23 protein-coding genes and 1 pseudogene are annotated in these 23,891 nt (G+C 66.8%); 10 read left to right on the top strand and 14 right to left on the bottom strand.

The window, feature by feature from the left end; all coding sequences use genetic code 11:
* Positions 1-48: 48 nt before the first annotated feature.
* On the bottom strand, positions 49-1,368 hold the full coding sequence (locus tag ACVWZ5_RS00465) for a Na+/H+ antiporter family protein (protein WP_028689455.1): 1,320 nt from the start codon (positions 1,366-1,368) through the stop codon (positions 49-51).
* Between the two features lie 586 nt (positions 1,369-1,954).
* On the opposite strand from ACVWZ5_RS00465, the pseudogene ACVWZ5_RS00470 reads away from it, so the two are divergent.
* The 7 genes and pseudogenes from ACVWZ5_RS00470 to ACVWZ5_RS00500 form a co-directional block, all read left to right on the top strand.
* Positions 1,955-2,920: pseudogene (locus tag ACVWZ5_RS00470) on the top strand (HAMP domain-containing protein); the annotation flags it as partial.
* A 102-nt stretch (positions 2,921-3,022) separates the two neighbouring features.
* Positions 3,023-3,778 (top strand): methyl-accepting chemotaxis protein, encoded by a 756-nt coding sequence (locus ACVWZ5_RS00475; RefSeq protein ID WP_371041468.1) that lies wholly within the window; start codon positions 3,023-3,025, stop codon positions 3,776-3,778.
* 153 nt (positions 3,779-3,931) lie between these two features.
* Positions 3,932-4,948 carry an ABC transporter substrate-binding protein gene (locus ACVWZ5_RS00480; RefSeq protein WP_457340281.1) on the top strand — a complete coding sequence of 339 codons (1,017 nt, stop codon included), beginning with the start codon at positions 3,932-3,934 and terminating at the stop codon, positions 4,946-4,948.
* Positions 4,945-5,793 (top strand): ABC transporter permease, encoded by an 849-nt coding sequence (locus ACVWZ5_RS00485; RefSeq protein WP_084942376.1) that lies wholly within the window; start codon positions 4,945-4,947, stop codon positions 5,791-5,793. Before ACVWZ5_RS00480 ends, ACVWZ5_RS00485 begins: the two co-directional genes overlap by 4 nt.
* 55 nt (positions 5,794-5,848) lie before the next feature.
* Positions 5,849-6,712, top strand: a complete 864-nt coding sequence (locus ACVWZ5_RS00490; protein ID WP_062364478.1) for a LysR family transcriptional regulator — start codon at positions 5,849-5,851, stop codon at positions 6,710-6,712.
* A gap of 128 nt (positions 6,713-6,840) precedes the next feature.
* Positions 6,841-7,758: an AEC family transporter gene (locus ACVWZ5_RS00495; protein WP_280070863.1), complete on the top strand. Its 918-nt coding sequence runs from the start codon at positions 6,841-6,843 to the stop codon at positions 7,756-7,758.
* A gap of 47 nt (positions 7,759-7,805) precedes the next feature.
* Positions 7,806-8,417, top strand: a complete 612-nt coding sequence (locus ACVWZ5_RS00500) for a cell wall hydrolase (protein WP_084942374.1) — start codon at positions 7,806-7,808, stop codon at positions 8,415-8,417.
* 15 nt (positions 8,418-8,432) lie between these two features.
* Here the strand turns inward: ACVWZ5_RS00500 and ACVWZ5_RS00505 are convergent, their stop codons facing one another.
* The 9 genes from ACVWZ5_RS00505 to ACVWZ5_RS00545 all read right to left on the bottom strand — a co-directional run bounded on the left by ACVWZ5_RS00505 (position 8,433) and on the right by ACVWZ5_RS00545 (position 14,404).
* Positions 8,433-8,675, bottom strand: a complete 243-nt coding sequence (locus tag ACVWZ5_RS00505) for a hypothetical protein (protein ID WP_143514939.1) — start codon at positions 8,673-8,675, stop codon at positions 8,433-8,435.
* A 165-nt stretch (positions 8,676-8,840) separates the two neighbouring features.
* Positions 8,841-9,482: an urease accessory protein UreG gene (gene ureG / locus ACVWZ5_RS00510; protein WP_028689448.1), complete on the bottom strand. Its 642-nt coding sequence runs from the start codon at positions 9,480-9,482 to the stop codon at positions 8,841-8,843.
* Between the two features lie 11 nt (positions 9,483-9,493).
* A complete protein-coding gene (locus ACVWZ5_RS00515) occupies positions 9,494-10,168 on the bottom strand; it encodes an urease accessory protein UreF (protein WP_062573827.1) in 675 nt (224 codons plus the stop codon).
* The gene (locus tag ACVWZ5_RS00520; protein ID WP_062573826.1) at positions 10,168-10,713 is read right to left on the bottom strand and encodes a HupE/UreJ family protein; all 546 of its coding nucleotides are present in this window, start codon (positions 10,711-10,713) and stop codon (positions 10,168-10,170) included. The genes ACVWZ5_RS00515 and ACVWZ5_RS00520 overlap by 1 nt, the downstream gene beginning before the upstream one ends.
* Positions 10,714-10,732: 19 nt before the next feature.
* On the bottom strand, positions 10,733-11,218 hold the full coding sequence (ureE, locus tag ACVWZ5_RS00525) for an urease accessory protein UreE (protein ID WP_457340282.1): 486 nt from the start codon (positions 11,216-11,218) through the stop codon (positions 10,733-10,735).
* Between the two features lie 10 nt (positions 11,219-11,228).
* Positions 11,229-12,932 carry an urease subunit alpha gene (gene ureC, locus ACVWZ5_RS00530; RefSeq protein WP_028689444.1) on the bottom strand — a complete coding sequence of 568 codons (1,704 nt, stop codon included), beginning with the start codon at positions 12,930-12,932 and terminating at the stop codon, positions 11,229-11,231.
* Positions 12,929-13,246: an urease subunit beta gene (locus ACVWZ5_RS00535; protein WP_028689443.1), complete on the bottom strand. Its 318-nt coding sequence runs from the start codon at positions 13,244-13,246 to the stop codon at positions 12,929-12,931. The genes ureC and ACVWZ5_RS00535 overlap by 4 nt, the downstream gene beginning before the upstream one ends.
* Before the next feature lie 10 nt (positions 13,247-13,256).
* A complete protein-coding gene (locus tag ACVWZ5_RS00540; protein ID WP_038706005.1) occupies positions 13,257-13,559 on the bottom strand; it encodes an urease subunit gamma in 303 nt (100 codons plus the stop codon).
* Between the two features lie 11 nt (positions 13,560-13,570).
* The gene (locus ACVWZ5_RS00545) at positions 13,571-14,404 is read right to left on the bottom strand and encodes an urease accessory protein UreD (protein ID WP_062573824.1); all 834 of its coding nucleotides are present in this window, start codon (positions 14,402-14,404) and stop codon (positions 13,571-13,573) included.
* A 284-nt stretch (positions 14,405-14,688) separates the two neighbouring features.
* Here ACVWZ5_RS00545 and ACVWZ5_RS00550 point away from each other — a divergent pair, with 284 nt between their 5' ends.
* Together ACVWZ5_RS00550 and ACVWZ5_RS00555 are read left to right on the top strand one after the other, a co-directional pair.
* Positions 14,689-15,057 carry a glyoxalase superfamily protein gene (locus tag ACVWZ5_RS00550; protein ID WP_028689440.1) on the top strand — a complete coding sequence of 123 codons (369 nt, stop codon included), beginning with the start codon at positions 14,689-14,691 and terminating at the stop codon, positions 15,055-15,057.
* Positions 15,054-15,407, top strand: coding sequence for a hypothetical protein (locus tag ACVWZ5_RS00555; RefSeq protein ID WP_062573823.1), 354 nt, complete (start codon positions 15,054-15,056; stop codon positions 15,405-15,407). The genes ACVWZ5_RS00550 and ACVWZ5_RS00555 overlap by 4 nt, the downstream gene beginning before the upstream one ends.
* Positions 15,408-15,422: 15 nt before the next feature.
* On the opposite strand, the gene ACVWZ5_RS00560 is transcribed toward ACVWZ5_RS00555, so the two are convergent.
* A complete protein-coding gene (locus ACVWZ5_RS00560) occupies positions 15,423-18,275 on the bottom strand; it encodes an HD domain-containing phosphohydrolase (protein ID WP_253249265.1) in 2,853 nt (950 codons plus the stop codon).
* Positions 18,276-18,834: 559 nt separating this feature from the next.
* Here ACVWZ5_RS00560 and ACVWZ5_RS00565 point away from each other — a divergent pair.
* Complete coding sequence (locus tag ACVWZ5_RS00565; RefSeq protein ID WP_062573820.1) at positions 18,835-20,193, top strand: 8-oxoguanine deaminase; 1,359 nt, start codon at positions 18,835-18,837, stop codon at positions 20,191-20,193.
* Between the two features lie 5 nt (positions 20,194-20,198).
* Here ACVWZ5_RS00565 and ACVWZ5_RS00570 read toward each other — a convergent pair whose 3' ends face one another.
* From ACVWZ5_RS00570 to ACVWZ5_RS00580, 3 genes are read right to left on the bottom strand one after another with little or no spacing between them, the layout of a single operon-like run.
* Positions 20,199-21,122: an ABC transporter substrate-binding protein gene (locus tag ACVWZ5_RS00570; protein WP_062573819.1), complete on the bottom strand. Its 924-nt coding sequence runs from the start codon at positions 21,120-21,122 to the stop codon at positions 20,199-20,201.
* On the bottom strand, positions 21,115-21,840 hold the full coding sequence (locus tag ACVWZ5_RS00575; protein ID WP_062573818.1) for a hypothetical protein: 726 nt from the start codon (positions 21,838-21,840) through the stop codon (positions 21,115-21,117). Before ACVWZ5_RS00575 ends, ACVWZ5_RS00570 begins: the two co-directional genes overlap by 8 nt.
* Positions 21,841-21,851: 11 nt before the next feature.
* A complete protein-coding gene (locus ACVWZ5_RS00580) occupies positions 21,852-23,807 on the bottom strand; it encodes a TonB-dependent receptor plug domain-containing protein (protein ID WP_457340283.1) in 1,956 nt (651 codons plus the stop codon).
* Positions 23,808-23,891: the final 84 nt, after the last annotated feature.

A 23,891-nucleotide genomic window follows, 5' to 3' on the forward strand; every position in this document is an offset into this window, starting at 1 on the left:
ATCTGGGGCCGCAGGGCGGCCCCCGGTGATATCAGGTCAAGTCGCTGATCACAACGTCATCGCCGCCAACCAGCCAAACGCCAGCAACGGCAGGTTGTAGTGGATGAACGTCGGTACCACGGTATCCCAGATGTGGTGGTGCTGCCCGTCCACGTTCAGCCCCGAGGTCGGCCCCAGGGTCGAGTCCGACGCCGGCGAGCCGGCATCGCCCAGCGCGCCCGCGGTACCGACGATGCACACCGTGGCCAGCGGATCGAAGCCCAGTTGCACGCACAGCGGCACGAAGATCGCCGCCAGGATCGGCACGGTGGAGAATGAAGAGCCGATGCCCATGGTCACCAGCAACCCCACCAGCAGCATCAGCAGCGCACCGACACCTTTGCTGTGATCGATCCACTGGGCCGAGGCCTCCACCAGGCTCTTCACTTCACCGGTGGCCTTCATCACTTCGGCAAAGCCGGACGCGGCGATCATGATGAAGCCGATCATCGCCATCATCTTCATGCCTTCGGTGAACAGGCTGTCGGTGTCCTTCCAACGCACGATGCCCGACAACGAGAAGATCAGGAAGCCGACCATCGCGCCGATGATCATCGAGTCCAGCCACAGCTGGATGATGAACGCGGCACCGATCGCCACCCCGGCCACCAGCAGGGTCACTGGGTTGTACTGCACGCTGACCTGCTCGACCTGCTCGATGCGTTCGAGGTCGTAGTCACGTTTCTTGCGGTAGCTGAAGCACACCGCCAGCAACAGACCGGCGAGCATGCCCGCCGCCGGGATGGCCATGGCGTGGGTCACGTTGACGCCGCTGACATCCACCCCGGCGCGGCTGACATTGGCCAGCAGGATCTCGTTGAGGAAGATGTTGCCGAAGCCCACCGGCAGGAACATGTACGGGGTGATCAGGCCGAAGGTGATCACGCAGGCGATCAGCCGGCGGTCGATGCGCAGGCGCGTCAGCACATACAGCAGCGGCGGCACCAGCAAGGGAATGAAGGCAATGTGGATCGGCAGTATATTCTGCGACGACACCGCCACCACCAGCATCAGGCCGACCAGCAGCCACTTGACCTTGCCACCGTCGGCATGCCCTTGGCGATCGATCATCGCCAGGGCCCGGTCGGCCAGGGCGTGGGCCAGTCCGGACTTGGCGATGGCCACCGCGAAGGCTCCAAGCAAGGCATAGGACAAGGCCACCGTGGCACCGCCACCCAGGCCACCGTTGAAGGCCTTGAGCGTGCCCTCGATACCCAGTCCACCGACCAGGCCTCCGGCCAGGGCGCCAATGATCAGCGCGATGACCACATGCACGCGGGACAGGCTCAGGATCAGCATGAGCCCGACCGCGGCAATCACTGCATTCATGGTGTGCGAACCTCGTTACGACAGACAAAAAGCGGGTATTCCGGCGACAGACTGCACACGGGCAGTGGCCGGACCAGGGGATGTTGTTATGGAGGGCGCACACTCTGAAGCACAGGCCGGCAGAAGTCAAAAGCGTCTGCGCCGCAACATCGCGTAGGAAATAGACGAAAGTCGCAGGATTTAATTGAACGTTTGAATAAAGAAAAATCCGAGCAAGCCGACACAGTCGGCAGCATCAAACCTATTACAAGGGATTTTCCCCATGCCTTTGCTGCGACAACTCTCCATCCAATGGAAGATCACCCTGCTGGCGGGCCTGTGCCTGGCGGCCATCGTCACCCTGCTCGTCGGCCTTTCGCTGTACCGCATGGACCACAGTTCGGACCTGGTGAAAGCCAGCAGCATGCGCATGCTCTCCGACTCGGCCCAGTCGCGCATCGAGTCCCAGGGTGAGGTCCAGGCCCTGAACATCCGCCGCCAGTTCATGGACGCCTACCAATACGGTGCCGGCTTCGCCCGCCAGGTGCTGTTCCTGCGCGAGCAGGCAGAGAAGCGCTTCCTCGACGCCTACGACCTGCGCCAGGACATGACCGCCCAGGTGCGTGCCGCACTGCAGGCCAACCCCGACCTGCTCGGCCTGTCGCTGGTGTTCGAGCCGGGCGCGCTGGATGGCAAGGACAAGCTGTTCTCCGGCCAGAGCGAGCTGGGCAGCAACGAGACCGGGCGCTTCGCCCTGTACTGGTCGCAGCCACGGGTCGGCCAGCTGACCTCGATGGCCCTGCCCGAGCACGACATGGCCAACACCGAGATCGGCCCCAGCGGCCAGCCGGCCAACACCTGGTGGGTGTGCCCGCGCAGCACCGGCACGGTATGCGTGGTCGAGCCGTACTTCTATGACATCGACGGCCAGCGCGTGCTGATGACCAGCATCGTGTTCCCGCTCAAGGCGGGCGACAAGGTCATCGCCACCCTGTCCATCGACATCAACCTCAACAGCCTCCAGGCCCTTAGCCAGAACGCCAGCCGCAGTCTCTACGAAGGCCGGACCACGGTCGGCATCCTTAGCCCCGTGGGCCTGCTGGCCGGCTACAGCGCCGATGCCGGCAAGCTGGCCCAGCGCTTCGACCAGGTCGACCGGACCCAGGGCGCGGAACTGGTTCGCAAACTCGCCGACGGCAAGCTGCAGATCCTCCACGACCAGCAGCGCCTGAAGGTGCTGGCCGCCTTCGAGCCGATCCCCGGCGGCAAGCACTGGGGCGTGCTGCTGGATGTACCGGAAAGTGCCCTGACCGGCCCGGCCGAGGCCCTCAAGGTTGAACTCGACGCCCTCAACACCAGCGGCACCCTGCTCGAACTGGGCCTGGGCCTGGCCGCCGCCATCGCCGGCCTGCTGCTGGTGTGGCTGATGGCCCGCGGCGTGACCAAACCGATCCTCGGCGTGGCCGCCATGCTCAAGGACATCGCCAGCGGCGAAGGCGACCTGACCCGCCGCCTGCAGTACGACAAGCAGGACGAGCTGGGCGAGCTGGCCGGCTGGTTCAACCGTTTCCTCGACAAGCTGCAGCCGACCATCGCCGAGGTGAAACGTTCGGTGCAGGCCGCCCGCGGCACCGCCGACCAGTCGGCGGCAATCGCCGCCGAAACTAGCGCCGGCATGGAGCAGCAGTACCGCCAGGTCGACCAGGTGGCCACCGCTTCCCACGAGATGAGCGCCACCGCCCAGGACGTCGCCCGCAGCGCGGCCCAGGCTGCCCAGGCCGCGCGCGAGGCCGACCAGGCAACCCGCGAAGGGCTGGCGGTGATCGACCGCACCACCACCAGCATCGACACCTTGGCCGCCGACATGAGCGGCGCCATGGCCCAGGTCGAGGGGCTGGCGCGCAACAGCGAGAAGATCGGTTCGGTGCTCGAGGTAATTCGCTCGATCGCCGAGCAGACCAACCTGCTGGCGCTCAACGCCGCCATCGAGGCCGCCCGCGCCGGTGAAGCCGGCCGTGGCTTCGCCGTGGTGGCCGATGAAGTGCGCAACCTGGCCCGCCGCACCCAGGAGTCGGTGGAGGAAACCCGCCAGGTGATCGAGGCCCTGCAGGCCGGCACCCAGGAAGTGGTCGGTGCCATGGACAGCAGCCACCGCCAGGCCCAGGGCGGCGTCGAGCAGGTCGGCCAGGCCGTCACCGCGCTGCAGCGCATCGGCCAGGCGGTGACCGTGATCACCGACATGAACCTGCAGATCGCCAGTGCCGCCGAGGAGCAGAGCGCGGTGGCCGAGGAGATCAACAGCAACGTCGCCACCATCCGTGACGTGACCGAGTCGCTGAGCGGCCAGGCCAACGAGTCGGCGCGGGTCAGCCAGTCGCTCAACAGCCTGGCCAACCAGCAGCAGGGGCTGATGGACCAGTTCCGCGTTTGATTCCACCCCGTCGGGGCTGCTACCAGCCCCGATTTCCCAGGCTGGCGCGTTCCCCAGCGGCCTTGCGTCGCGAAAGGGCTGCGAAGCAGCCCCGGCAACCTCGTCGTCTACACTTCTGGCGGAACCCAAGGACCGGCAACCGACGAGGCCCCGATGAAGAAAGTCCCCACCCTGCTGGCCGGCCTGCTGCTGGCCATCGGCCTGGCCAGCACCGACAGCGCCGCATCAGCCGAACAACCCGCCCCTATCCACTTCGGCGCCATCGGCTGGGAAAGCGGCGCACTGACCACCGAGATCCTGCGCCTGATCGTCGAGCGCGGCTATGGATACAAAACAGACACCCTCCCCGGCAGCACCGTCAGCATGGAAGTGGCCCTGGCGCGCAACGACCTGCAGGTGATCGCCGAGGAGTGGGCCGGGCGCAGCCCTGCCTGGGTCAAGGCCGAACAGGCCGGCCAGGTGTTCGCCCTGGGCGACACGGTGAAGAACGCCGAGGAAGGTTGGTGGGTGCCGGCCTACGTGATCAAGGGTGACCCTGCACGCAACCTGAAACCCTTGGCCCCGGACCTGCGCAGCGTCGACGACCTCAAGCGCTACCCCCAGGTGTTCAAGGACCCCGAGGTACCCGACAAGGGCCGCTTCCTCAACAGTCCCAGCGGCTGGACCTCCGAGACCGTCAACAGCCAGAAGCTCAAGGCCTACGGCCTGGACGGGCTGTACAACAACTTTCGCAGCGGCTCCGGCGCCGCCCTCGACGCCGAGGTCGGCTCGGCGATCCGCCGTGGCCAACCCGTGCTGTTCTACTATTGGAGCCCGACCCCGCTGATGGGTCGCTACGACCTGGTGCGTCTGGAAGAGCCCCCCTTCGACGCGTCCGCCTGGGCCACTCTCACCGATGCCGCCAACCCAAGCCCGAAAGGCAGCAGCTCGTTGCCGGCCAAGCTCTCGATCGGCGTGTCGAAGGCGTTTCGTGACGCGTACCCCGAAATGGTCGCGGTGTTCGAAAAGGTCGACCTGCCCATCGCCACCCTGAACAAGGCCCTGGCGCGCATGAGCGAAACCCGCCAGCCACCGCGCGAGGCCGCCCTCGCCTTCCTGCGCGACAACCCCGATGTATGGAAGGCCTGGCTACCCACTGAAAACGCCGCCAAGGTCGAGGCCGGGCTGTGAGCGGTGGCTTTCCCGAAGCCCTGCAATTCTCCTTCGCCGCCTGGGTCAACCGCCTGGTCGACTGGCTGGTGCTGCACTATGGCGATCACCTGCGCAGCATCTCCGACCAACTGCTGCAACTGCTGGTGGGCCTGGAAAACCTGCTCCGGTTGCTGCCCTGGTGGCTGCTGTTGCTGCTGGTAGGGCTGCTGGCCTGGCACGCCAGCCGCAGCCTGGCACGGGCAGTGGTGCTGCCGCTGCTGCTGGCGCTGATCGGCATGCTCGGGCTGTGGGACAAGCTGCTGCAGACCCTCGCCCTGGTGCTGGTGAGTACCGGCCTGTGTGTGCTGGTTGGCGTGCCGCTGGGCATCCTGCTGGCCACCCGCCCCCTGGCCCGGCGCCTGATCCTGCCGGTGCTCGACGTGATGCAGACGTTGCCGGCCTTTGTCTACCTGATTCCGGTGCTGATGCTGTTCGGCCTGGGCAAGGTGCCTGCGGTTTTCGCCACCCTCATCTACGCCCTGCCGCCGCTGGTACGCCTGACCGACCTGGGCCTGGCGCAGATCGATCCGTCACTGCTGCAGGCCGCTCACGGCCTGGGCGCCAGCCGCTGGCAGCGCTTGCGACGCATCGCCCTGCCGCTGGCCTTGCCGAGCATCATGGCGGGGCTCAACCAGTCGGTGATGATGGCCCTGTCGATGGTGGTGGTAGCCTCGATGATCGGCGCCCGCGGGCTGGGCGAGGATGTGCTGGCGGGGATCCAGACCCTGAACGTCGGCCAGGGCGTCGAGGCAGGGCTGGCGATCGTCGCCCTGGCGATGGTCATCGACCGCATCAGCCAGGCCTATGGTCGCCACGGGCGCTGAGGCCCACATTCGCGTATCGTACCCGAGCCCTGCCAGCATCCGGAGCCTGCCACGCGTGTCCCTCAAAGCCCTGCGCACCCTGGTCACCATCGCCCGCCACGGCACCTTCGCCCGCGCCGCCGACCTGCTGAGCCTGACCCCTTCGGCGGTGAGCCTGCACATCAAGACCCTGGAAGACGAGTTGCAGGTCGCCCTGTTCGACCGCAGCCGCCGGCAAGTCGTGCTGACCGAGGCCGGGCAACTGGCGGTAGCGCGCGCAGAAGGCATCCTGGCTGCCTACGACGAGCTGGCCGACACCCTGGCCAGTGGCCCGAGCCTGCGCGGGCGCCTGCGCATCGGCGCGATCCACACGGTGCTTGCCCGGCGCCTGCCCAGAGCGCTGGTGTGGATCAAGGCCCACCACCCCGAGCTGCATGTCAGCGTGGTCTCGGGCATGTCGGCGGAACTCGCCCGCCGGGTCGAGGATGGCGAACTGGACGCGGCGATCACTACCGAGCCCGTCAGTCCGTACCCGCAGAGCCTGCAGTACACGCCGCTGTTCGAGGACCGTTTCTGGGCCATCGCCAGCCCTGACCTGGCCGGCCAGAGCCTGCCGACACTGCTCGCCAACCAGCCGTTCCTGCGCTTCGACAAGCGCGCCTGGGCCGGCCGGCAGATCGAACAGGAACTGCGCCGCCAGCGCCTGCAGGTCAACGAGCAGATGGAACTGGACAGTCAGGAGGCGCTGGCGCGGATGGCCGCCATGGGCTTGGGGGTGGCGGTCATCCCCATGAGCGACGATGACCTCGAACGACTGCCAGCCGCCACTGTGCTGCCCTTCGGCGAGCCGCAGCTGACCCGGCGCATGGTGCTGCTGGAGCACGAGAAGAGTCAACGCCGGCATCTAAGCGCCGTACTCAAGACTGCGCTCGAGGCATGACTCCCAAGGGCGGCGAAGCAGCCCCAGATCCATGCAGTTTTCCTCAAGAGTCGCTAAAGAAAACAGCGTTTTTTCTGCTTACTCGACTCCGTTAGTCTGTGGCCGTACCCGACCACGGACCCGCGCCCATGCTCCCTCTGCTGCTCACCACCCTTGTCCCGATCATCCTGCTCATCGCCCTGGGCACCTGGCTGCGGCTGCGTGGCTTTCTCGCCGAAACCTTCTGGCCCGGTGCCGAGCGCCTGAGCTACTACGTGCTGCTGCCGTCGCTGTTCCTCCACGGCCTGGCCACCGCCAACCTCGACGGCGTGCCGGTGCTGGGCATGGTCGGCGTGCTGATGCTCTCGACGCTGCTCGGCGCCCTGCTGCTGGTGCTCTACCAGGGCGCGGCCAGTCATGACGGCGCCGACTTCACTTCGGTGTTCCAGGGTGGCGTGCGCTTCAACAACTATATTGGCGCGACACTGGCCGCCGGGATCTACGGCACGGCCGGCATCGCCCTGGCGGCGGTGGCCAACGCCGCCATCGTGCCACTGGTCAACCTGCTCTGCGTGCTGGTCTTCGCCCGCTTCAGCGCACGCCACAGTTCACCAGCCACCGTGCTCAAGGCGATCTTCGCCAATCCGTTGATCATCGGCTGCGCCGCAGGGCTGCTGCTACGGCTGACCGGCCTGGGCCTGCCGGCCGGTGTGGAACCCACGGTCAAGGCCCTGGGCCAGGCGGCGCTGCCCCTGGGCCTGTTGTGCGTCGGCGCGGCGCTGGGCGGGGCGCGCCTGGGCCAGCAAGTCAAACCGCTGGTGGCCGCGTCGCTGTTCAAGTTCCTGGTCATGCCGCTGACCACCTGGGGCCTGTGCCGGCTGCTGGGGCTGGGCGGCCAGGCAGCGGTGGTGGCCGTGCTGTTCCAGGCCCTGCCCACCGCCTCGTCGTCCTATGTGATGGCCCGGCAGATGGGCGGCAACGCGCCGCTGATGGCCACCATCATCGCCCTGCAGACCGTCGCCGCCGCCGCAACCCTGCCACTGGTGCTGACTTTGACGTTGAGTTGATGCGACACGGCTAGACTGTGGACAGCCAACCTCGCGGAAACTCGATCATGCGCCTATCGTGGATGCTGCTCGGCCTGTCCCTGAGCCTGCTTGCAGGCCCCCTCCCCGCCGCCGACAGCCAGAAGGCCGCGGTTGCCGAAGACAAGGCACAGGTGCTGGAAGAAAAAGTGGTCGAGGATGCGCCACCGCCGAAAAAGCAGGAAACCCTCACCCCCGGTGAAGTCCAGGCCGTCGACCCGGCCGGCCAGGCGCCGATGGACGACAGCATCACCTGCCTGGCGCGCACCATCTACTGGGAGGCCAAGGGCGCCGACACCAAGGACATGAGCGCGGTGGCCAGCGTGGTGCTCAACCGCCTGGGCCACGAGGGCTTCCCAGACAGCATCTGCGGGGTGGTCAAGCAAGGGGTGGAAAGCAAAAGCTGCCAGTTCTCATGGTGGTGCGACGGGCGCCCCGACCAGGTGGAAGAAGAGGAACGTTACGCGGTAGCCAAGGAAATCGCTCGCAAGGCCCTCAACCAGCAGTTGCAGGACCCTACCGGCGGCGCGCTGTACTTCCATGACCGTAATGTGAACCCGGAGTGGGCCAAGGCCTACCGCAAGACAGCCGAGACCACGCACTTCCTGTTCTACACACCGAACCAGGCGCTGGCTCGGTAGGCTATGTGCCTGTGGTCAATCAAAATCGAAGGGCGCCTGACAGGATCCAGCCGGTGTCCGCGCCGTTCCATGCGGACATGATCCATACCTGATATCACCAATGTATCCAGCGGCAAGCTGCAGCCCCTGTTCTGCAACGTCGTCGCGACTGAACGGCGAATGCGCTTTGGCAACTACAACGCCCGCCAGTTCATCGCCATGGGCAGCCTGGATCAAACCAGCAGATGCCAAAAACGCTGCCAATACGGCCTTTTTCATACAGTGTCCTTTCAGTGAGTCTTGGTTTCGTTTACCGCTGGCGAATTCTTTCCCCTGCAGCCCGACAGACTTTATCTGTCAGCCGGGCCATTCAGCTTTAGGAAAAGCCCACTCCGCCGCCCGAAACCCTCTTCAGAACAGTAGGCAATCAGTCGAGTAAGTCACTCACGCTCCATAACTCCTACAGCCTCTTTCTCCCAGCATCCCCCGCTCGACGATGAAATCGATCACCGCTTGCAAGCCCTCGCCCTTCTTCAGGTTGCTGAACGTCCATGGCCGCTCCGGGCGCATGCGCCGGGTATCACGCTCCATCACCTCCAGCGAAGCACCAACATAGGGCGCCAGGTCGGTCTTGTTGATCACCAGGAAATCTGACTTGGTGATGCCCGGCCCGCCCTTGCGCGGGATCTTCTCGCCCTCGGCCACATCGATCACGTAGATGGTAAGGTCGGCCAGCTCCGGGCTGAAGGTGGCGCTGAGGTTGTCGCCACCACTCTCGACGAAGATCACTTCGAGGTTGCCGAACCTGCGCGCCAATGCCTCGACGGCGGCCAGGTTCATCGAGGCGTCCTCGCGGATGGCGGTGTGCGGACAGCCACCGGTCTCGACGCCGACGATGCGCTCGGGCGCCAGGGCCCCGGCCTCGGTGAGGATGCGCTGGTCTTCCTTGGTGTAGATGTCGTTGGTCACCACGGCGATCTGGTAGTGGTCGCGCATGGCCTTGCACAGGCACTCGAGCAGCGCGGTCTTGCCGGATCCGACCGGGCCGCCGACACCGACGCGCAAGGGTTGCTGGTAGTTTTCCATCTAGGCAGTCCTCAGGAACGGAACAAACGGGTGTATTGGGTTTCGTGACGCGATGAGGCGATGGCCAGCAGCGGCAGACCGCCGCCGAGCTGGTCGTCGTCGAGTGCCAGGGCATGATCGAGCACCGCGGGCAGCTCCTCGCCCAGGTCACGCAGCAAGGTCTGGGCGGCCTGCTGGCCGAACGGCACCAGCTTCACCCCCGCCATCACCGCCCCTTCCAGCCAGGCGAAACCATGGCCCAGGGCGAGCTGGCGCAGCGGAATCGACCAATGCGCGCCGAGCCAGGCCATGCCGCCCAGCTGGCTGAGTTCGAGGCTGGCGCGCCAGGCCGGGGCCTGCGCCAGTTGCCAGCCATCGAGCAGGCGTGCCAGGGCGCTGCCGCGCTGGCGCTCTTCAAGGCGCAGCTCGGCAGTCTCGCGGTTGGCCAGCAGGAACAGGCTCCAGTGGGCGAAGGCATCGGCATCGTCTGCCTGGCATGCCCGGTAAAGGCGTGCCAGCAGCGGCCAATCGAGATGGCCGAGGGTGTCGTGCAACTGCTCGCGCTGCCAGGCCGCGAAGCCCTTGGCATCCTTCACCCAGCCGGCTTCCACGGCCCACTCCAGGCCTTGCGAGTAGGTGAAGCCGCCCACGGGCAGGCCGGGGCTGGCCAGCTGCAACAGGCGCAGCAACGCCAGGTCGCTGGTCATCAGCCGGCCAGCACCAGGGCGGCACCGGCCAGCAGGCCGCCGCCAAAGGCTTTCTGCAGGCCGGCATGACGGCGCAGCAGGCAGCCGACGCCGAACCCCAGCGCCAGCAGCAGGCCGCTGACCGTGACGAAGCCGGCGCTGAACTGCCAGAACGCGCTGGGGGTGGCTTCCACGCCATGGGCCCAGCCGTGGAACAGGGCGAACACCGGCATGATCAGCGACAGCAGCAACTGGCGGCTCGGCAGCAGCATGGCGGCGGCAGCCACCAGCAGCGAGCCGAGGATCATCTGCTCCATGCCAACCACGTCGCCGAACAGATGGCCGCACACCGCGCCACCGAACATCGCCGCCAGGGTCGCCAGCGGCAGGGTCAGGTTGCGCCGGGTCAGGGCGGCGAGCACGCCGGTACCGAGCAGCATCAGCAGGTGATCGAGGCCGGTCAGCGGGTGCAGCAGGCCGTCCTGCAACGGGTTGGCGTCGTGACCGGGGTGGGCGAAGGCCGGCAGGGCCACCATCAGCAGTACCAGGGCGAAAGTCTTTTTCATTGTGGGCTCCAGGGTGAGGTCAGGAATGGGCTGGCAGGCGTACGAACGGATGGTCATGCCCGTGGGAATGTCCGTGTGGCGCGCTCTGGTAGGCGCCGGCCTCGGGCTCGAACGGCGCCTGCTCGGCGATCACCTCCAGCCCCAGGCCACGCAGCATGTCGTCGAGCACATGGTCGTGCTGGTAACGCAACAGGCCCGGCTCGATCTGCAGCGGCACATGGCGGTTGCCCAGGTGGTAGGCGGCGCGGGCCAGCAGGTGCGGGTCGGCGCAGCGCACCGTGGACACCGCCTCCGGCGCGGCCAGTACCTGGATTACCTGAGTGCCTTCGGCGTCGCTCAGCAGTTCGCCGCCACGCAGCAGATGGCCGCGCTCGAGCATCAATCCGGCCTCGCGGCCATCCTTGAGGGTGACGCGCAGACGGCTCTTGATGCGGCTGTCGACATCGAGGGTGACGGTGCCGGTGATGGCGCCGGCTTGGGTGATGCGACGGGTGAGGACAATCATGTTCGCTCCTTCAGAACAGGAAATAGCGCTGCGCCAGCGGCAGCTCGTGGGCCGGCTCGCACACCAGCAACTCGCCGTCGGCGCGCACCTGGTAGGTCTGGGCATCGACCTCGATCAGCGGTTGCAGGGTGTTGTGGACCATGTCGGCCTTGCGCACCCGCCGGCAGCCATGGGCCACGCCGATCAGGCTCTGCAGCTTCAGCTCATGGGGCAGGCCACGGTCCAGGGCGGCCTGGGGCAGAAAGGTCATGCGCGTGGCATGCCGCGCCGCGCCCAGGGCACCGAACATAGGCCGGTAGTGCACCGGTTGCGGGGTCGGGATCGAGCCGTTGATATCGCCCATCGGCGCCGTGGCGATCATCCCGCCCTTGAGCACCAGCGCCGGCTTGACCGCGAAGAACGCCGGCGCCCACAGCACCAGGTCGGCAAGCTTGCCCACCTCCACCGAACCGACCTCGTGGGCGATGCCGTGGGTCAGCGCCGGGTTCAGGGTGTACTTGGCGATGTAGCGCTTGACCCGGAAGTTGTCGCTGTAGGCGCCATCCGGCGCCAGCGGGCCACGGCGCAGCTTCATCTGGTGCGCCACCTGCCAGGTGCGCAGCACCACCTCGCCGACCCGGCCCATGGCCTGGGAGTCGGACGAGGTCATGGCGAAGGCGCCCATGTCGTGGAGGATATCCTCGGCGGCGATGGTCTCGCGGCGGATGCGCGACTCGGCGAAAGCCACGTCCTCGGCGATGCTCGGGTCCAGGTGGTGGCAGACCATGAGCATGTCGAGATGCTCGTCCACCGTGTTCACGGTGTAGGGCAGCGTCGGATTGGTCGAGGAAGGCAGCACGTTGGCCTGCCCCGCCGCGCGGATGATGTCCGGCGCGTGGCCGCCACCCGCCCCTTCGGTGTGGAAGGTGTGAATGGTGCGCTCGCCGATGGCGGCCAGGGTGTCCTCAATGCAACCCGACTCGTTGAGCGTGTCGGTATGGATCGCCACCTGGATGTCCATCTCCTCGGCCACGCCCAGGCAGCAGTCGATGGCGGCGGGCGTCGAGCCCCAGTCCTCGTGCAGCTTGAGGCCCACGGCGCCGGCAGCGATCTGCTCGCGCAGGGCCTCGGGGCGCGAGGCGTTGCCCTTGCCCAGCAGGCCGATGTTGATCGGCAGGCAGTCTGCGGCCTGGAGCATGCGCGCCAGGTACCAGGGGCCGGGGGTGCAGGTGGTGGCGTTGGTGCCGGTGGCCGGCCCGGTGCCGCCGCCGATGAAGGTGGTCACGCCGCTGGTCAACGCCTCGTCCACCTGCTGCGGGCAGATGAAGTGGATATGCGAGTCGATGCCGCCTGCGGTGACGATCTTGCCTTCGGCGGCGATCACCTCGGTGCCCGGCCCCACCGGCACCGTCACGCCGGGCTGCACATCAGGGTTGCCGGCCTTGCCGATGGCGGCGATACGGCCGTGCTTGACGCCGATATCGGCCTTGACGATGCCCCAGTGGTCGATGATCAACGCGTTGGTCAGCACCAGGTCCATGGCCTCGGCCGCCAGCATCTGGCCCTGGCCCATGCCGTCGCGGATCACCTTGCCGCCGCCGAACTTGACCTCTTCGCCGTAGATCGTGAAGTCCTTCTCCACCTCCACCCACAGTGCGGTGTCGGCCAGGCGCACGCGGTCGCCGACGGTGGGCCCGAACATGTCGGCGTAGGCCCGACGGGAAATACGGCTCATGCCTTGCCCTCCAGCGCGCCCATCACCTTGCCCTGAAAGCCGTACACCTCGCGCTTGCCGGCATAGGCCACCAACTGCACGGTGCGGGCCTGTCCCGGCTCGAAGCGCACCGCGGTGCCGGCCGCAATATCCAGGCGAAAGCCACGGGTCGGCTCGCGCTCGAACACCAGGGCGTCGTTGACTTCGTAGAAATGATAGTGCGAGCCCACCTGCACCGGACGGTCGCCATGGTTGGCCACGCTCACGCTGAGGGTCTGGCGGCCAACGTTGAGTTCGATGTCGCCCTCGGCGACCTGGACTTCTCCGGGGATCATGCCGGCCTCCTCAAACGATGGGTTCATGCACGGTCACCAGTTTTGTGCCGTCGGGGAAGGTCGCCTCGACCTGGACGTCGTGCAGCATCTCCGGCACGCCGGCCATCACCTGCTCGCGCACCAGCACCTCGCGGCCCAGGCTCATCAGCTCGGCCACGGTGCGGCCATCGCGGGCGCCTTCGAGCACCGCGGCGCTGATCAGTGCCACCGCTTCCGGGTAATTGAGTTTCAGGCCACGGGCCAGGCGCCGCTCGGCCAGCAAGGCGGCGGTGAACAGCAGCAGTTTGTCTTTCTCTCGCGGGGTCAGCTCCATGGCGGCTCTCTTCAGGTGGCCCAGATGCGCGGCGGGCACGGCGCCAGGCCGAGCACGGCCGGGCGCAGCAGGTGCCAGAGGCGCTGCAGGTTGCGTTGCAGGTGTTGGTTGTCGTGGTCGAGCAGGCGGATCACCAGCAGCGGGCCGAGCAGGGTCGCGCCGGCGGGCGTGGCCAGTTCGTCGAGGGCCTGGCGCACCTGCTCAAGCAGCGCCTGGTCGGCCGGCGCGGCGCAGAACGTGGCGACCAGCGGGTGCCCGGCCAGTTTGTCCAGTTGCCCGCCTTCGATACGCAGGCGCTCGTGCAGGCCGGGCTCACCGGGCAATTCGACAAGTAGCCGGCTGTCCAGGGCGCCCTGCTCGAAGCGTTCGTTCATCACCGGGCGGCCCAGGCACAGCGTCTCCCAGGCCAGCAAGCGGGCACCGGGCTCGAGGGTGAAACGGCTGTCCAGGCGGGCTCGGGCGCCGTTGAAGAAAATGCTGTCCTGGGGCAGCCACTCCAGGGTGCTGCCGGCGGCGAGGTGAAAGCGCTGGGCCAGCCGTGCAGTGGGGCCGATGCTGCGGTAGAACTTGCTGGCGCCGGGCATGGTCAGCAAGGCGTGGCTGCCGTTCTGCAGGTGGATGTCCAGTTCCAGCCGGTCACCAGCGACGATCCCCCCAGGCGGGTGCAGCACATAGACATGGCACGGTGCGCCCTCCGGATAGAACGGCCGTTGCACCAAAAGAGGTCCGACATGACGGCGTGCACCAAGGCGGGTCACGCCCTCGCGCTGGACGAAGCGCAATTGCAGGTGGGCGCTCCAGCCTGGGTCTGCCTGCGGTGGGTCGATCTGTTGCGCCAACGACATCCTGAAGCCCCTGAAATCCATGGCCTGGCGGCCGGATGAAGGATCCTGCGCGGGGCGCTTGCGGGCACGCCGGGCTGACCACTCGATCAATATTCGCTGAGGGGATATAGCAGGGAACGGGCCAACTGCGCAGATGAACGATGATGAAACTTTCGGACCGCCAGTCACGCCGCGAGGCTGCGGCCCAGAGCGGCTGCGCCCCGGTGCGCAATTCAAGTGCCAGCCTCCGTGGCGAACTGCGCTAAAGTGACCACCCTGCCCTTTTTCGAGCCAAGGACACCCTCATGCAATTCGCCCCCGCCATCCCGATCCTGCGGATCTTCTCGGTCGACAAAGCCCGGGAGTTCTACCTCGATTTCCTCGGCTTCCAGCTCGACTGGGAACACCGGTTTGCCCCGGACCTGCCGCTGTACATGCAGGTCCACCGCGACGGCCTGATCCTGCACCTGTCCGAGCATCACGGCGACGCCACGCCGGGCGCGGCGGTGTTCGCCCGGGTCGAGGACCTCAAGGCCCTGGAGGGCGAGCTCATGGCCAAGCGCTATGGCTATGCGCGCCCACAGGCCGAGGCGGTCGACTGGGGCCTGGAAATGCAAGTGGTCGACCCGTTCGGCAACCGCCTGCGCTTCTGCCAGCAGATCGACAACGTCTGATGGCTACAGGCAAACGTGCCCTGGCGCGCCTGGAGCGGGAAATGGTCGCCTGCCTGACCGAAGCCTGCGCCACCGCCCAGGGCGAGATCGTCGGCTTCGCCTGGCTCACCCACCAGGTGGACCTCGACGACTTCCCCGCCAGCCTGCGCATCACCTGGGTATTCACTGACGACACCGACAAGGCCCGGGCCCTGGCCGGCGCGGACAAGGGGCGGATGATCGCGCTGACGGCCCAGGCGCTGGCGGATGCTGGAATCGTGCTGGATCATGTGGCCTGGCATGTGCGTTTCGATAGCGAGGAAGCCTGCTGGCGCGATCACGGGGGCGACTGGAACCGGCGCCTGCGTTGACAGGCCCGGCAACGCCTACAGTTGCGCCAGCCAGTAGGCCACGTCCACCTCGTCGATCTGCTCGGGGCGCAGGAATTGCTCGGCATACTGCCGGTACACGCCGGTGCTGAGAAACAGCCGCAGCAACTGCCCGTCGAGATGGTTGTCGCGTGCCATGAAGACCAGGATCTTCACCGACTCGGACAAGGTCTTTGGCGCCTTGTACGGCCGATCCGCCGCCGTCAGCGCCTCGAAAACGTCGGCGATCGCCATCACCCGCTCGGGAATGCCCAGCGCGTCCTGCCCGAGCCGGCGTGGATAGCCGCTGCCGTCCATCTTCTCGTGGTGGTTGCCGGCAATCGCCGGCACACGCCGCAGTTGACGGGGGAACGGCAAGGCGCTGAGCATGATGATGGTCTGCACGATGTGCTCGTTGATCTTGAAGCGCTCCTCGTCGTTTAGTGTGCCCCGGCGGATCGACAGGTTGTACAGCTCGCCGTGGTTGCTGGCATGGGCCGGCAGGCGCATGTCGAAGCCCCAGCGATTGCGTGGGTCGTCCTTGGCCACCGGTGGCTTGCGCGGCCCCCAGGACACCTGGTGCTCGTCGCGATCGGCAAGCAGCGGCTCCTCCACCGGCAAGGACCCGGCAGGCGTGTCGGCGAAGCGCGCGGCCTCGTCGCGGGAGATGCCCAGGCGGTTGTCGAAGTGCCGCCACCAGCGGCGCTGGCCAATGCGCTGCAGGCGCTCGATGTCGGCCTCCTGCATGAACTCGCCGCCAATATTGGCGTTGGCGACGAAGGCGAACTCGTCCTGCAGTTCGGCCCGGCGTTGCTCCAGCTGGCGTCGCAGCGCCGCCTCGTCGTCGCCATTGGCCACGCCTTGCCAGTAGGCGATCTCGCTGTCGCGCCAGAGCACTTCAAAGCGCATCCGCACCTCGTGGATGCGGTTGTACAAGGTCTCGAGCTTGGTCGCCTTGTCGACCACGTACTCGGGGCTGGTGATCTTGCCGCAATCGTGCAGCCAGGCGGCCACGCGAAACTCATAGCGCTCGGCCTCGTTCATGGTGAAGGCGGCATAGGGGCCGCTGTCGGCCTGAACGGCCTGGTCCAGGAGCATCTGCGCCAGCTGCGGCACGCGCTCGCAATGGCCGCCGGTATAGGGGCTCTTGGCGTCGATGGCATCGGCCAGCAGCTTGATCATGGCATCCAGCAGGCGCTGCTGGGACTCGATCAGCTGACGCGTCTCGATGGCCATGGCGGCGGCGCCGGACAACTCGTCGACGAAACGCCGGAACGCCTGCCCTGCATGTTCGTCCTCCAGTTGCAGCACCAGGATGCCGAGCAGCGCCTGGCCACGGTCGTTGAGTACCACCGCCAGGCTGCGCCCCTGCAACGACAGGGCCTGGGTCATGGCGCCGGCCAGATCCTGATGGTCGCCTTCGCCAACCGCCAGCTCAGCCGGATAGCCCTGGGCCCGGCAGGCCGCGGCCAGGCGCAGGCGAGCGTTGTCCGCATCGTACAGGTACACCGCACCGGCACTGGCGCTGGCGGCGGCCACCAGATGGTTGAGCACGCTGTCGAGCATGTGTTCGAGCTGGGTCTCGCGGCTGAGGGTGAGGGTGATCGCCTGGAAGTTGCGGATGGTACCGGACATGCGGCTCAGCACCCGGCTCAGCTCACGCACCTCCGAGACCCGCGAGAGCACCCCCACCTCGCGGCTGAAATCAAAAGCGGCCAGCCCCTGCACCTGCTCGGTGAGCCGCCACAGCGGGCGCCCGATACGCCGGCCCAGCAAGCCACCAAGCAGCAACAGCACGGCCGCCAGCGCCGCGGCCCAGAGCAGTTGCTCGAACAGCACCTGGCGCGCTCCGGCCAGCAGCTCATGGCCCGGCACGGCGATCAGCACCTGCAGGTCCTGCCCGGCCACGGTGGTCAGCGGCACGCGCATGCCGTACCAGGTCTTCCCCTCGACCTGGTACGGCTGCGGACGCGTACCCTGGAGAGCATCGGTGTGGACCCGCGCAAGGCTGGCAATACCCAGCTCATCAATGCGCGACAGACGCACCGCGTCGCCTTCGCGAACGATCACCCGTTGCAGGTCCGGATAAGCCACCACGCTGCCCTGGTCATCGACCACGGCGATCTCGGTGCCGGCGGTCATGCGCAGGTCGCGGCTCTCGCTGGCCAGGTCGGTGATCGAGACGTCCATGCCGATCACCGCCGCGCCATCGACGCTACGCTGGGCCATGGTCAGGCCGATCTCGCGGGTGGTGAAGAACACATATGGGCGGGTGAGCACAGTGGTGGATTGCGCCGAGGCTTCGATGAACCAAGGCCGTTGGCGCGGATCGTAGCGATAATCCGGTTTGGGCTGTTGCAGCAGCAGGGTCATTGCCTGGTCGTAGAAACGCCATTCGCCGTGCAACGCACCGTCTGCGCCAAGGCTGACGGTCTGCACCAGGAACGTCGTATTCGCCGGGGCCGCGAAACGCTGAAGCAACTGTGGGTCACGCAGGCGACGGACCAGCAGGAACTCGCCATTGGGATAACCAAGGTAGGCAGCACTGAGCATGCGATTGGCGCGCAGGCTCTCGACCAGTTGTGGCAGGCGCTCCAGGTGCTGCGCCATTGTGCCCGCAGAGCCATCGAAGGCCAGCAGGCGGATACTGCTCTGCACCGGATCGACCAGGCGCCGGGCGCGTTCGTCGATGGTCCGGCCGACCTGTTGGGCGGCATCGCCAGCGGCGGCCACCAGCGTCTGGCGCACGCCCAGGTAGCCCTGCCAGGCCAGGGCCGAGCCAAGCGCCAGCATGCCCAGCATGATCGCCAGCGCCACCAGCCACTGCAGGGAAATGCTCCGGCCACGGTTGTTCATCAATGCCCGCCCCATGCAGACATCCGCCTTGGCGCATGCTCGATCAACGCGCAGCCCATTCCAGGTACTCCCCGTGTGATGATTTCCACAGTGTAATCAGCCAATGCGAACATGCCGGCCACAGCGTAGTCGGCAGCGAGACAGTCGCATACTGGCATATCGACATCAAGCCTGCAGTGCCCCATCGCCCACGCCGTCTTCATGGCACTCATGGATTCGCCGGCAAATATCCCGTATACAAAAAAAAGCAATTCTGTTTACACTACGCCGCGCCTACGACAACGGTCATCGCCGTTGCGTATTGCGACAGGCACAAGCCATGCGACATCCGCTACCGCCCACCCTCATCGGGTTCCCTGCTCGAATGCCGTGCGTCCTGGACGCCGCATCCGTCCTGCTACCGTCTGCCCACACGCTGCCAATGCCCTCACCGGCGCTACGCGTGCACGGCACATCGTTCGCCCCAGCTTTCGACGCCCGGCCTCGCCGCGCCTGACAGCTCAGTCGCGCCCGGTGCGAACGCCGGGTGCCTCCCTACACTCAGAAAACACACCCCAACCGGGAGGGGACCCTCATGCCCAAGACACTACTGGTCAAGAACGCCGAACTGCTGGTGACCATGGACGGCGAGCGCCGCGAGATCAAACGCGGCGGGCTCTACATCGAAGACAACGTGATCAAGCAGGTCGGCCCCAGCGATGCCCTGCCACAGCACGCCGACGTGATCCTCGACATGACCGGCAAGGTGGTCATCCCGGGCCTGGTCAACACCCACCACCACATGTACCAGAGCCTCACCCGCGTGGTGCCGGCGGCCCAGGACGGCGAGCTGTTCAACTGGCTGACCAACCTCTACCCGATCTGGGCACGGCTGACCCCTGAGATGATCTCGGTGTCGACCCAGACCGCCATGGCCGAGCTGATCCTCTCGGGCTGCACCACCTCCAGCGACCACCTGTACATCTACCCCAACGGTTGCAAGCTCGACGACAGCATCCACGCCGCCGAGCAGATCGGCATGCGCTTCCACGCCGCGCGCGGCAGCATGAGCGTCGGCCGCAGCCAGGGCGGCCTGCCGCCGGATTCGGTGGTGGAGAAGGAAAGCGACATCCTCAAGGAGTCGCAGCGCCTGATCGAGGACTACCACGATGCCAGCCACGGCTCGATGCTGCGCGTGGTGGTGGCGCCCTGCTCGCCGTTCTCGGTCAGCCGCGACCTGATGCGCGAGGCGGCGGTGCTGGCCCGCCAGTATGGCGTGTCGCTGCACACCCACCTGGCGGAAAACGTCAACGACATCGCCTACAGCCGCGAGAAGTTCGGCATGACCCCGGCCGAGTACGCCGAGGACCTGGGCTGGGTCGGCCACGATGTGTGGCACGCCCACTGCGTGCAGCTCGACCAGCACGGCATCGAGCTGTTCGCCCGCACCGGCACCGGGGTCGCCCACTGCCCGTGCTCGAACATGCGCCTGGCTTCGGGTATCGCACCAATCCGCAAGATGCGCGACCACGGCGTGCCGGTGGGCCTGGGGGTCGATGGTTCGGCGTCCAACGACGGCGCCAGCATGATCGGCGAGGTGCGCCAGGCGCTGCTGCTGCAACGGGTCGGTTTCGGGCCGGATGCGATGACCGCCCGCGAGGCGCTGGAGATCGCCACCCTGGGCGGCGCCAAGGTGCTCAACCGCAACGATATCGGCGCCCTTGCCCCGGGCATGGTCGCCGACTTCGTGGCCTTCGACCTGGGTCATGTGGCCTATGCCGGCGCCCTGCATGACCCGCTGGCAGCGCTGGTGTTCTGTACCCCGACCCATGTCGACACCAGCGTGATCAACGGGCGCGTGGTGGTGCAGGACGGACGCATCACCACCGTCGACCTGCCGCGGGTGCTGGAGCGTCACAACCAGTTGGCGCGACAGTTGGTCATCGGCGAGTAGGCCAGCTATGGAACAGCCATCTCCCTGAGCCGCTGCGCCAGCTCCAGGGCCACCCGCCCGCTGGCCGGCGTCGGCACCAACTCAGTGAATGGGATATCGATCAAGCGGTTCTCGCGCACCGCCCGCAGGCTCGAGAGCACCGGGTCGCGGGTCAGCAACTGACGCTTGCGACTGGCCGGCGACCACAGGGCGTCGGCCAGCAGGATCACATCGGGGTCGCTGCTCAGCAGCGACTCGCGGCTGACTGTCACGCGATACTGGTCAAGCCCACCAAGCACATTGCGCGCTCCGGCGGCGGCCAGCAACGGCGTGACGAAACCCCGCCCGCCTTCGCTGTCCAGCCCCCTGACCTCACTGTCGAGGTAGAACACCGAAAACGGCCTGCCGTTCGCAGCGATCGCCCTGGCCCGCGCCAGGTCCGCGTCCATCGCTTCGATCAGCGCCTGGGCCCTTGCCTGCCGGCCCAGCAGCTCGCCGAGGAGGGTCAGGTCACGCCGGACATGGCCGTAGTAATCCAGCGAATGGCCGGCACAGGCCGATTCAAGCAAATAGCTAAAGATCCCGTTGCCGGCCAGCCGTGTTCGCGAGCTGACCCCGTCGCCAAAGGCCGAGGCGAATCCGCCGACCACCAGGTCAGGCCTTTGCGCATACAGCACCTCGCTGGCCGGGTACTCCCTGGCGATCACCGGCACGCCCTGGTAGCGGCCCTGCTTGTAGGCGGCGCCGCTGTCGTCCAGGTAGGCCACGCCGACCATCGATGGCCCGGCGCCGAGGGCGAGCAGCAGGTCGGCCGCATGCTGGTTGAGGGCGACGATACGCGCAGGCGCCGCAGCGGGCCGTTGCCAGTCCTGCCCACAGTTGCGATAGCTGTCGGCCAGGACCGGTGTGCCACAGCACAAGGCCAGCGACAGCAGCCAGGCTTTACGCATCGCACGCTCCTTTGATCAGCAGTCCTTCGGCGATCCTTGCGCCTTGCAGGTGGGTTTCCACCAACTGCTCCACCTCCCGATCGTCACGCACCCGGTACCAGCAGCCGTCCGGGTGCACCGTCAGCACCGGCCCCAGGTTGCAGGGGAACTGGCAACCGGTGCGGGTCAGCAACACCCCGCCCGGGGTCTCGATCAGGTCACGTTCCAGCAGTAGGCGGCGCAGGCGTTTCCACAACGGCAAGGCACCGCGCCGCACACAGCGCGGGCCGGTGCACAGGAACACTTGGCGGGCATGCTCGGGCACACGCGACCAGTCCGGATCGCTGGCCACCGCGTTGACCTGGTCGCACGGCAGGTGGCGGGTGTGCTCGTCGATGCTGGCACAGGCCGCCCGCGCGTCCAGGCCGCGACGGCCCAAGGCCTGGGCCGTGACCCAGACACCGGCCCGACCTTGCGCCAGACGCCCCAGCTCATCGCGCAGCCAGTCGAGGTAGGCGCTGTCCGAGGTGGGTTCCAGGTCCACTACCAGCAAGCGCTCAACACCCTGGTCAAGGGCCTCGCGGATAACCACCCACAGCCCATCGAAGCCCTCCAGGGTGTCGACGATATCCCGACCCGCCTCGCGGCCACGCAGGTCGCGAACCTCGGCGCCAAAGGCTTCGGCCGCAGAGCCACCGCCCAGGCCAGGGCCGACGAACAACACGCGCTGGTAGTCCATGCTCACGCCCCTCAGAAGGTGTAGGTGTACCGCAGTTCGCTGGTGAACGGCCGTCCGAGATTGTCGACGTTGCTCGCCCGGCTGGTGACATAGTCGCGGTCGAACAGGTTCTCCACCAGCAGGCTCAGCCGGTGCTGGCGGGCACCGTCCAGATAGCGGTAGGCATCGGCGTCGACCACCGAGTAATGGCCGTAGTCGACGCCCTTGGAGCTGACCACATCGCGAATGTAGCGAATGGCCCCTCCGGCACCCCACATGCGGTCCGCCGATTCGTAGCCGAGCCGCGAGCGGGCGAAGAAACTCGGCACGTCGTTGATCGTCGCCCCGGTGCGCGACTCGGTGAGGTTACGGGTCATGTCGGCCTGCAGGCTCCATTGGTCGTCGAGCAGGATACGTGCATCGGCCTCGAAACCACGCATCTGCACCTGGCCCTGGCCGTTCACCCACTGGCTGCCGTCCAGGGTGATCAGGTCGGTGATCTTGCGCCGGAACACAGTGACGCTGGCGCTGAATTCGCGCGCCAGCAGCAGGCCGTGGTAGTCCAGGCCAAGCTCGGCGTTGCGGCTCTTCTCGGGCTTGAGGTCGCGATTGCCGATCTCGTCGCCGGGCTCGTTGACGAACAGCTGCTCGGCGTTGGGCAGCTTGTAGGCGCTGCCGTACTGGCCACGCAGTTGCCAGTTGTCGTTCAGGTCGTACAGCGAGGTAAGCATGCCGACGGTGGCGCTGTCGCCGCCGCTCATGGCCTCGTGGCGCACGCCAAGGCTCGGGTGCCAGTTCGGCAAGGCCTTGATCCTGGGCCGCAGCTGGGCATACAGCGCATTGGCCTGGGCCTTGTTGTCGTCGATCACCAGCACATCGTCCTGGCCCTTGAACCACTGGTTGTCGGAACCGAACACCAGCACATGGCCGCCGTCGAGTTCGGCCTTGCCCTCGGCCTGCACGCCCCAGTCGGTGAAGCCCCAGTAGTCGTTGTGGTTGACCACGTTGCGGCTGCCATCGTCACGGTTGTTGATCCGTGTGTAGCGGGTGTCCCAATCGTTGACGTGGCCCTTGATGAAGTAGCTCAGGCGCTCGTCGAGGCGCTGCTCGAAGGTCGCCGTGGCGATCTGCTGCACGCGGTCGTTGGTGGTCTTGTAGTTGTTCACTGGCCGGGCGAAATCAAGGTTGGCGTCGGTGTACTGGTAGAACAGTTCCAGCCGCGCATCGTCGCCGAAGGCCTGGACCGCCTTGCCGCCGAAGGTGGTCACCTCGTAGCCGCGTTTCTTGTCGCTGACGTTGCCGCTGTAGTCGCGGTTGCGAAACGGCTGGTAGCCGTCGGAGACGTTGTGGCTGACATAGGCCAGCAGGCCCAGGTCGCCGAAGCCGTTACTGAAGATCCGCTCGACGCGGGCGTCCTTGCTGCTGCCAGCGAAGCTGTCCAGGCCCAGGTTGACCTCACCCGAAGCCTCGCGGTTCTGCGGGCTGCGGGTGACGATATTGATCACCCCTGCCACCGCCTGGGTACCGAATAACAGGCTCTGGCCGCCTTTGAGCACCTCGATGCGCTCCACCGCGTTGGCCGGCAGGGTGTCCAGGTACAGGCCGCCGTACAGGCGGTTGTTCAGGCGCACGCCGTCGAGCAGGATCAGGGTGTCGTCGTTACGCCCGCCGAGCAGCGAGTAGGTGCCGTAGTCGAACGGGCCATTCTTCGGCGCGACGTAGAAGCCGGGGATGAACATCTGCATCACCCGGGTGATGTCGGCGCCGGGGCCGGCGCGCTCGATCTGCTCACGGCTGACGATCTCGACCTTGCTGCCGTACTGGGCCATGGCGGCGACGGTGGTCGACTCCACCGACGGCGCGGCGACGATCTGCTGGTCGAGGACCAGGGGGGCGTTTTCGGCCAGTGCCAGGGGGCTGGCCAGGCATCCCAGAAGCAGGGTCCGGGCCTTGGGGGAGAAACGTCGTGAGTGAATCACAGCAATCATGCTCTTCTCGAAAGTGACTTTCGCAGAAGCACGCAGGAGCACGGATCGCGCACACGCCAATACCGGCCCATGCCCGCCCACCGC

This window comes from Pseudomonas sp. TE6283 (assembly GCF_054060555.1).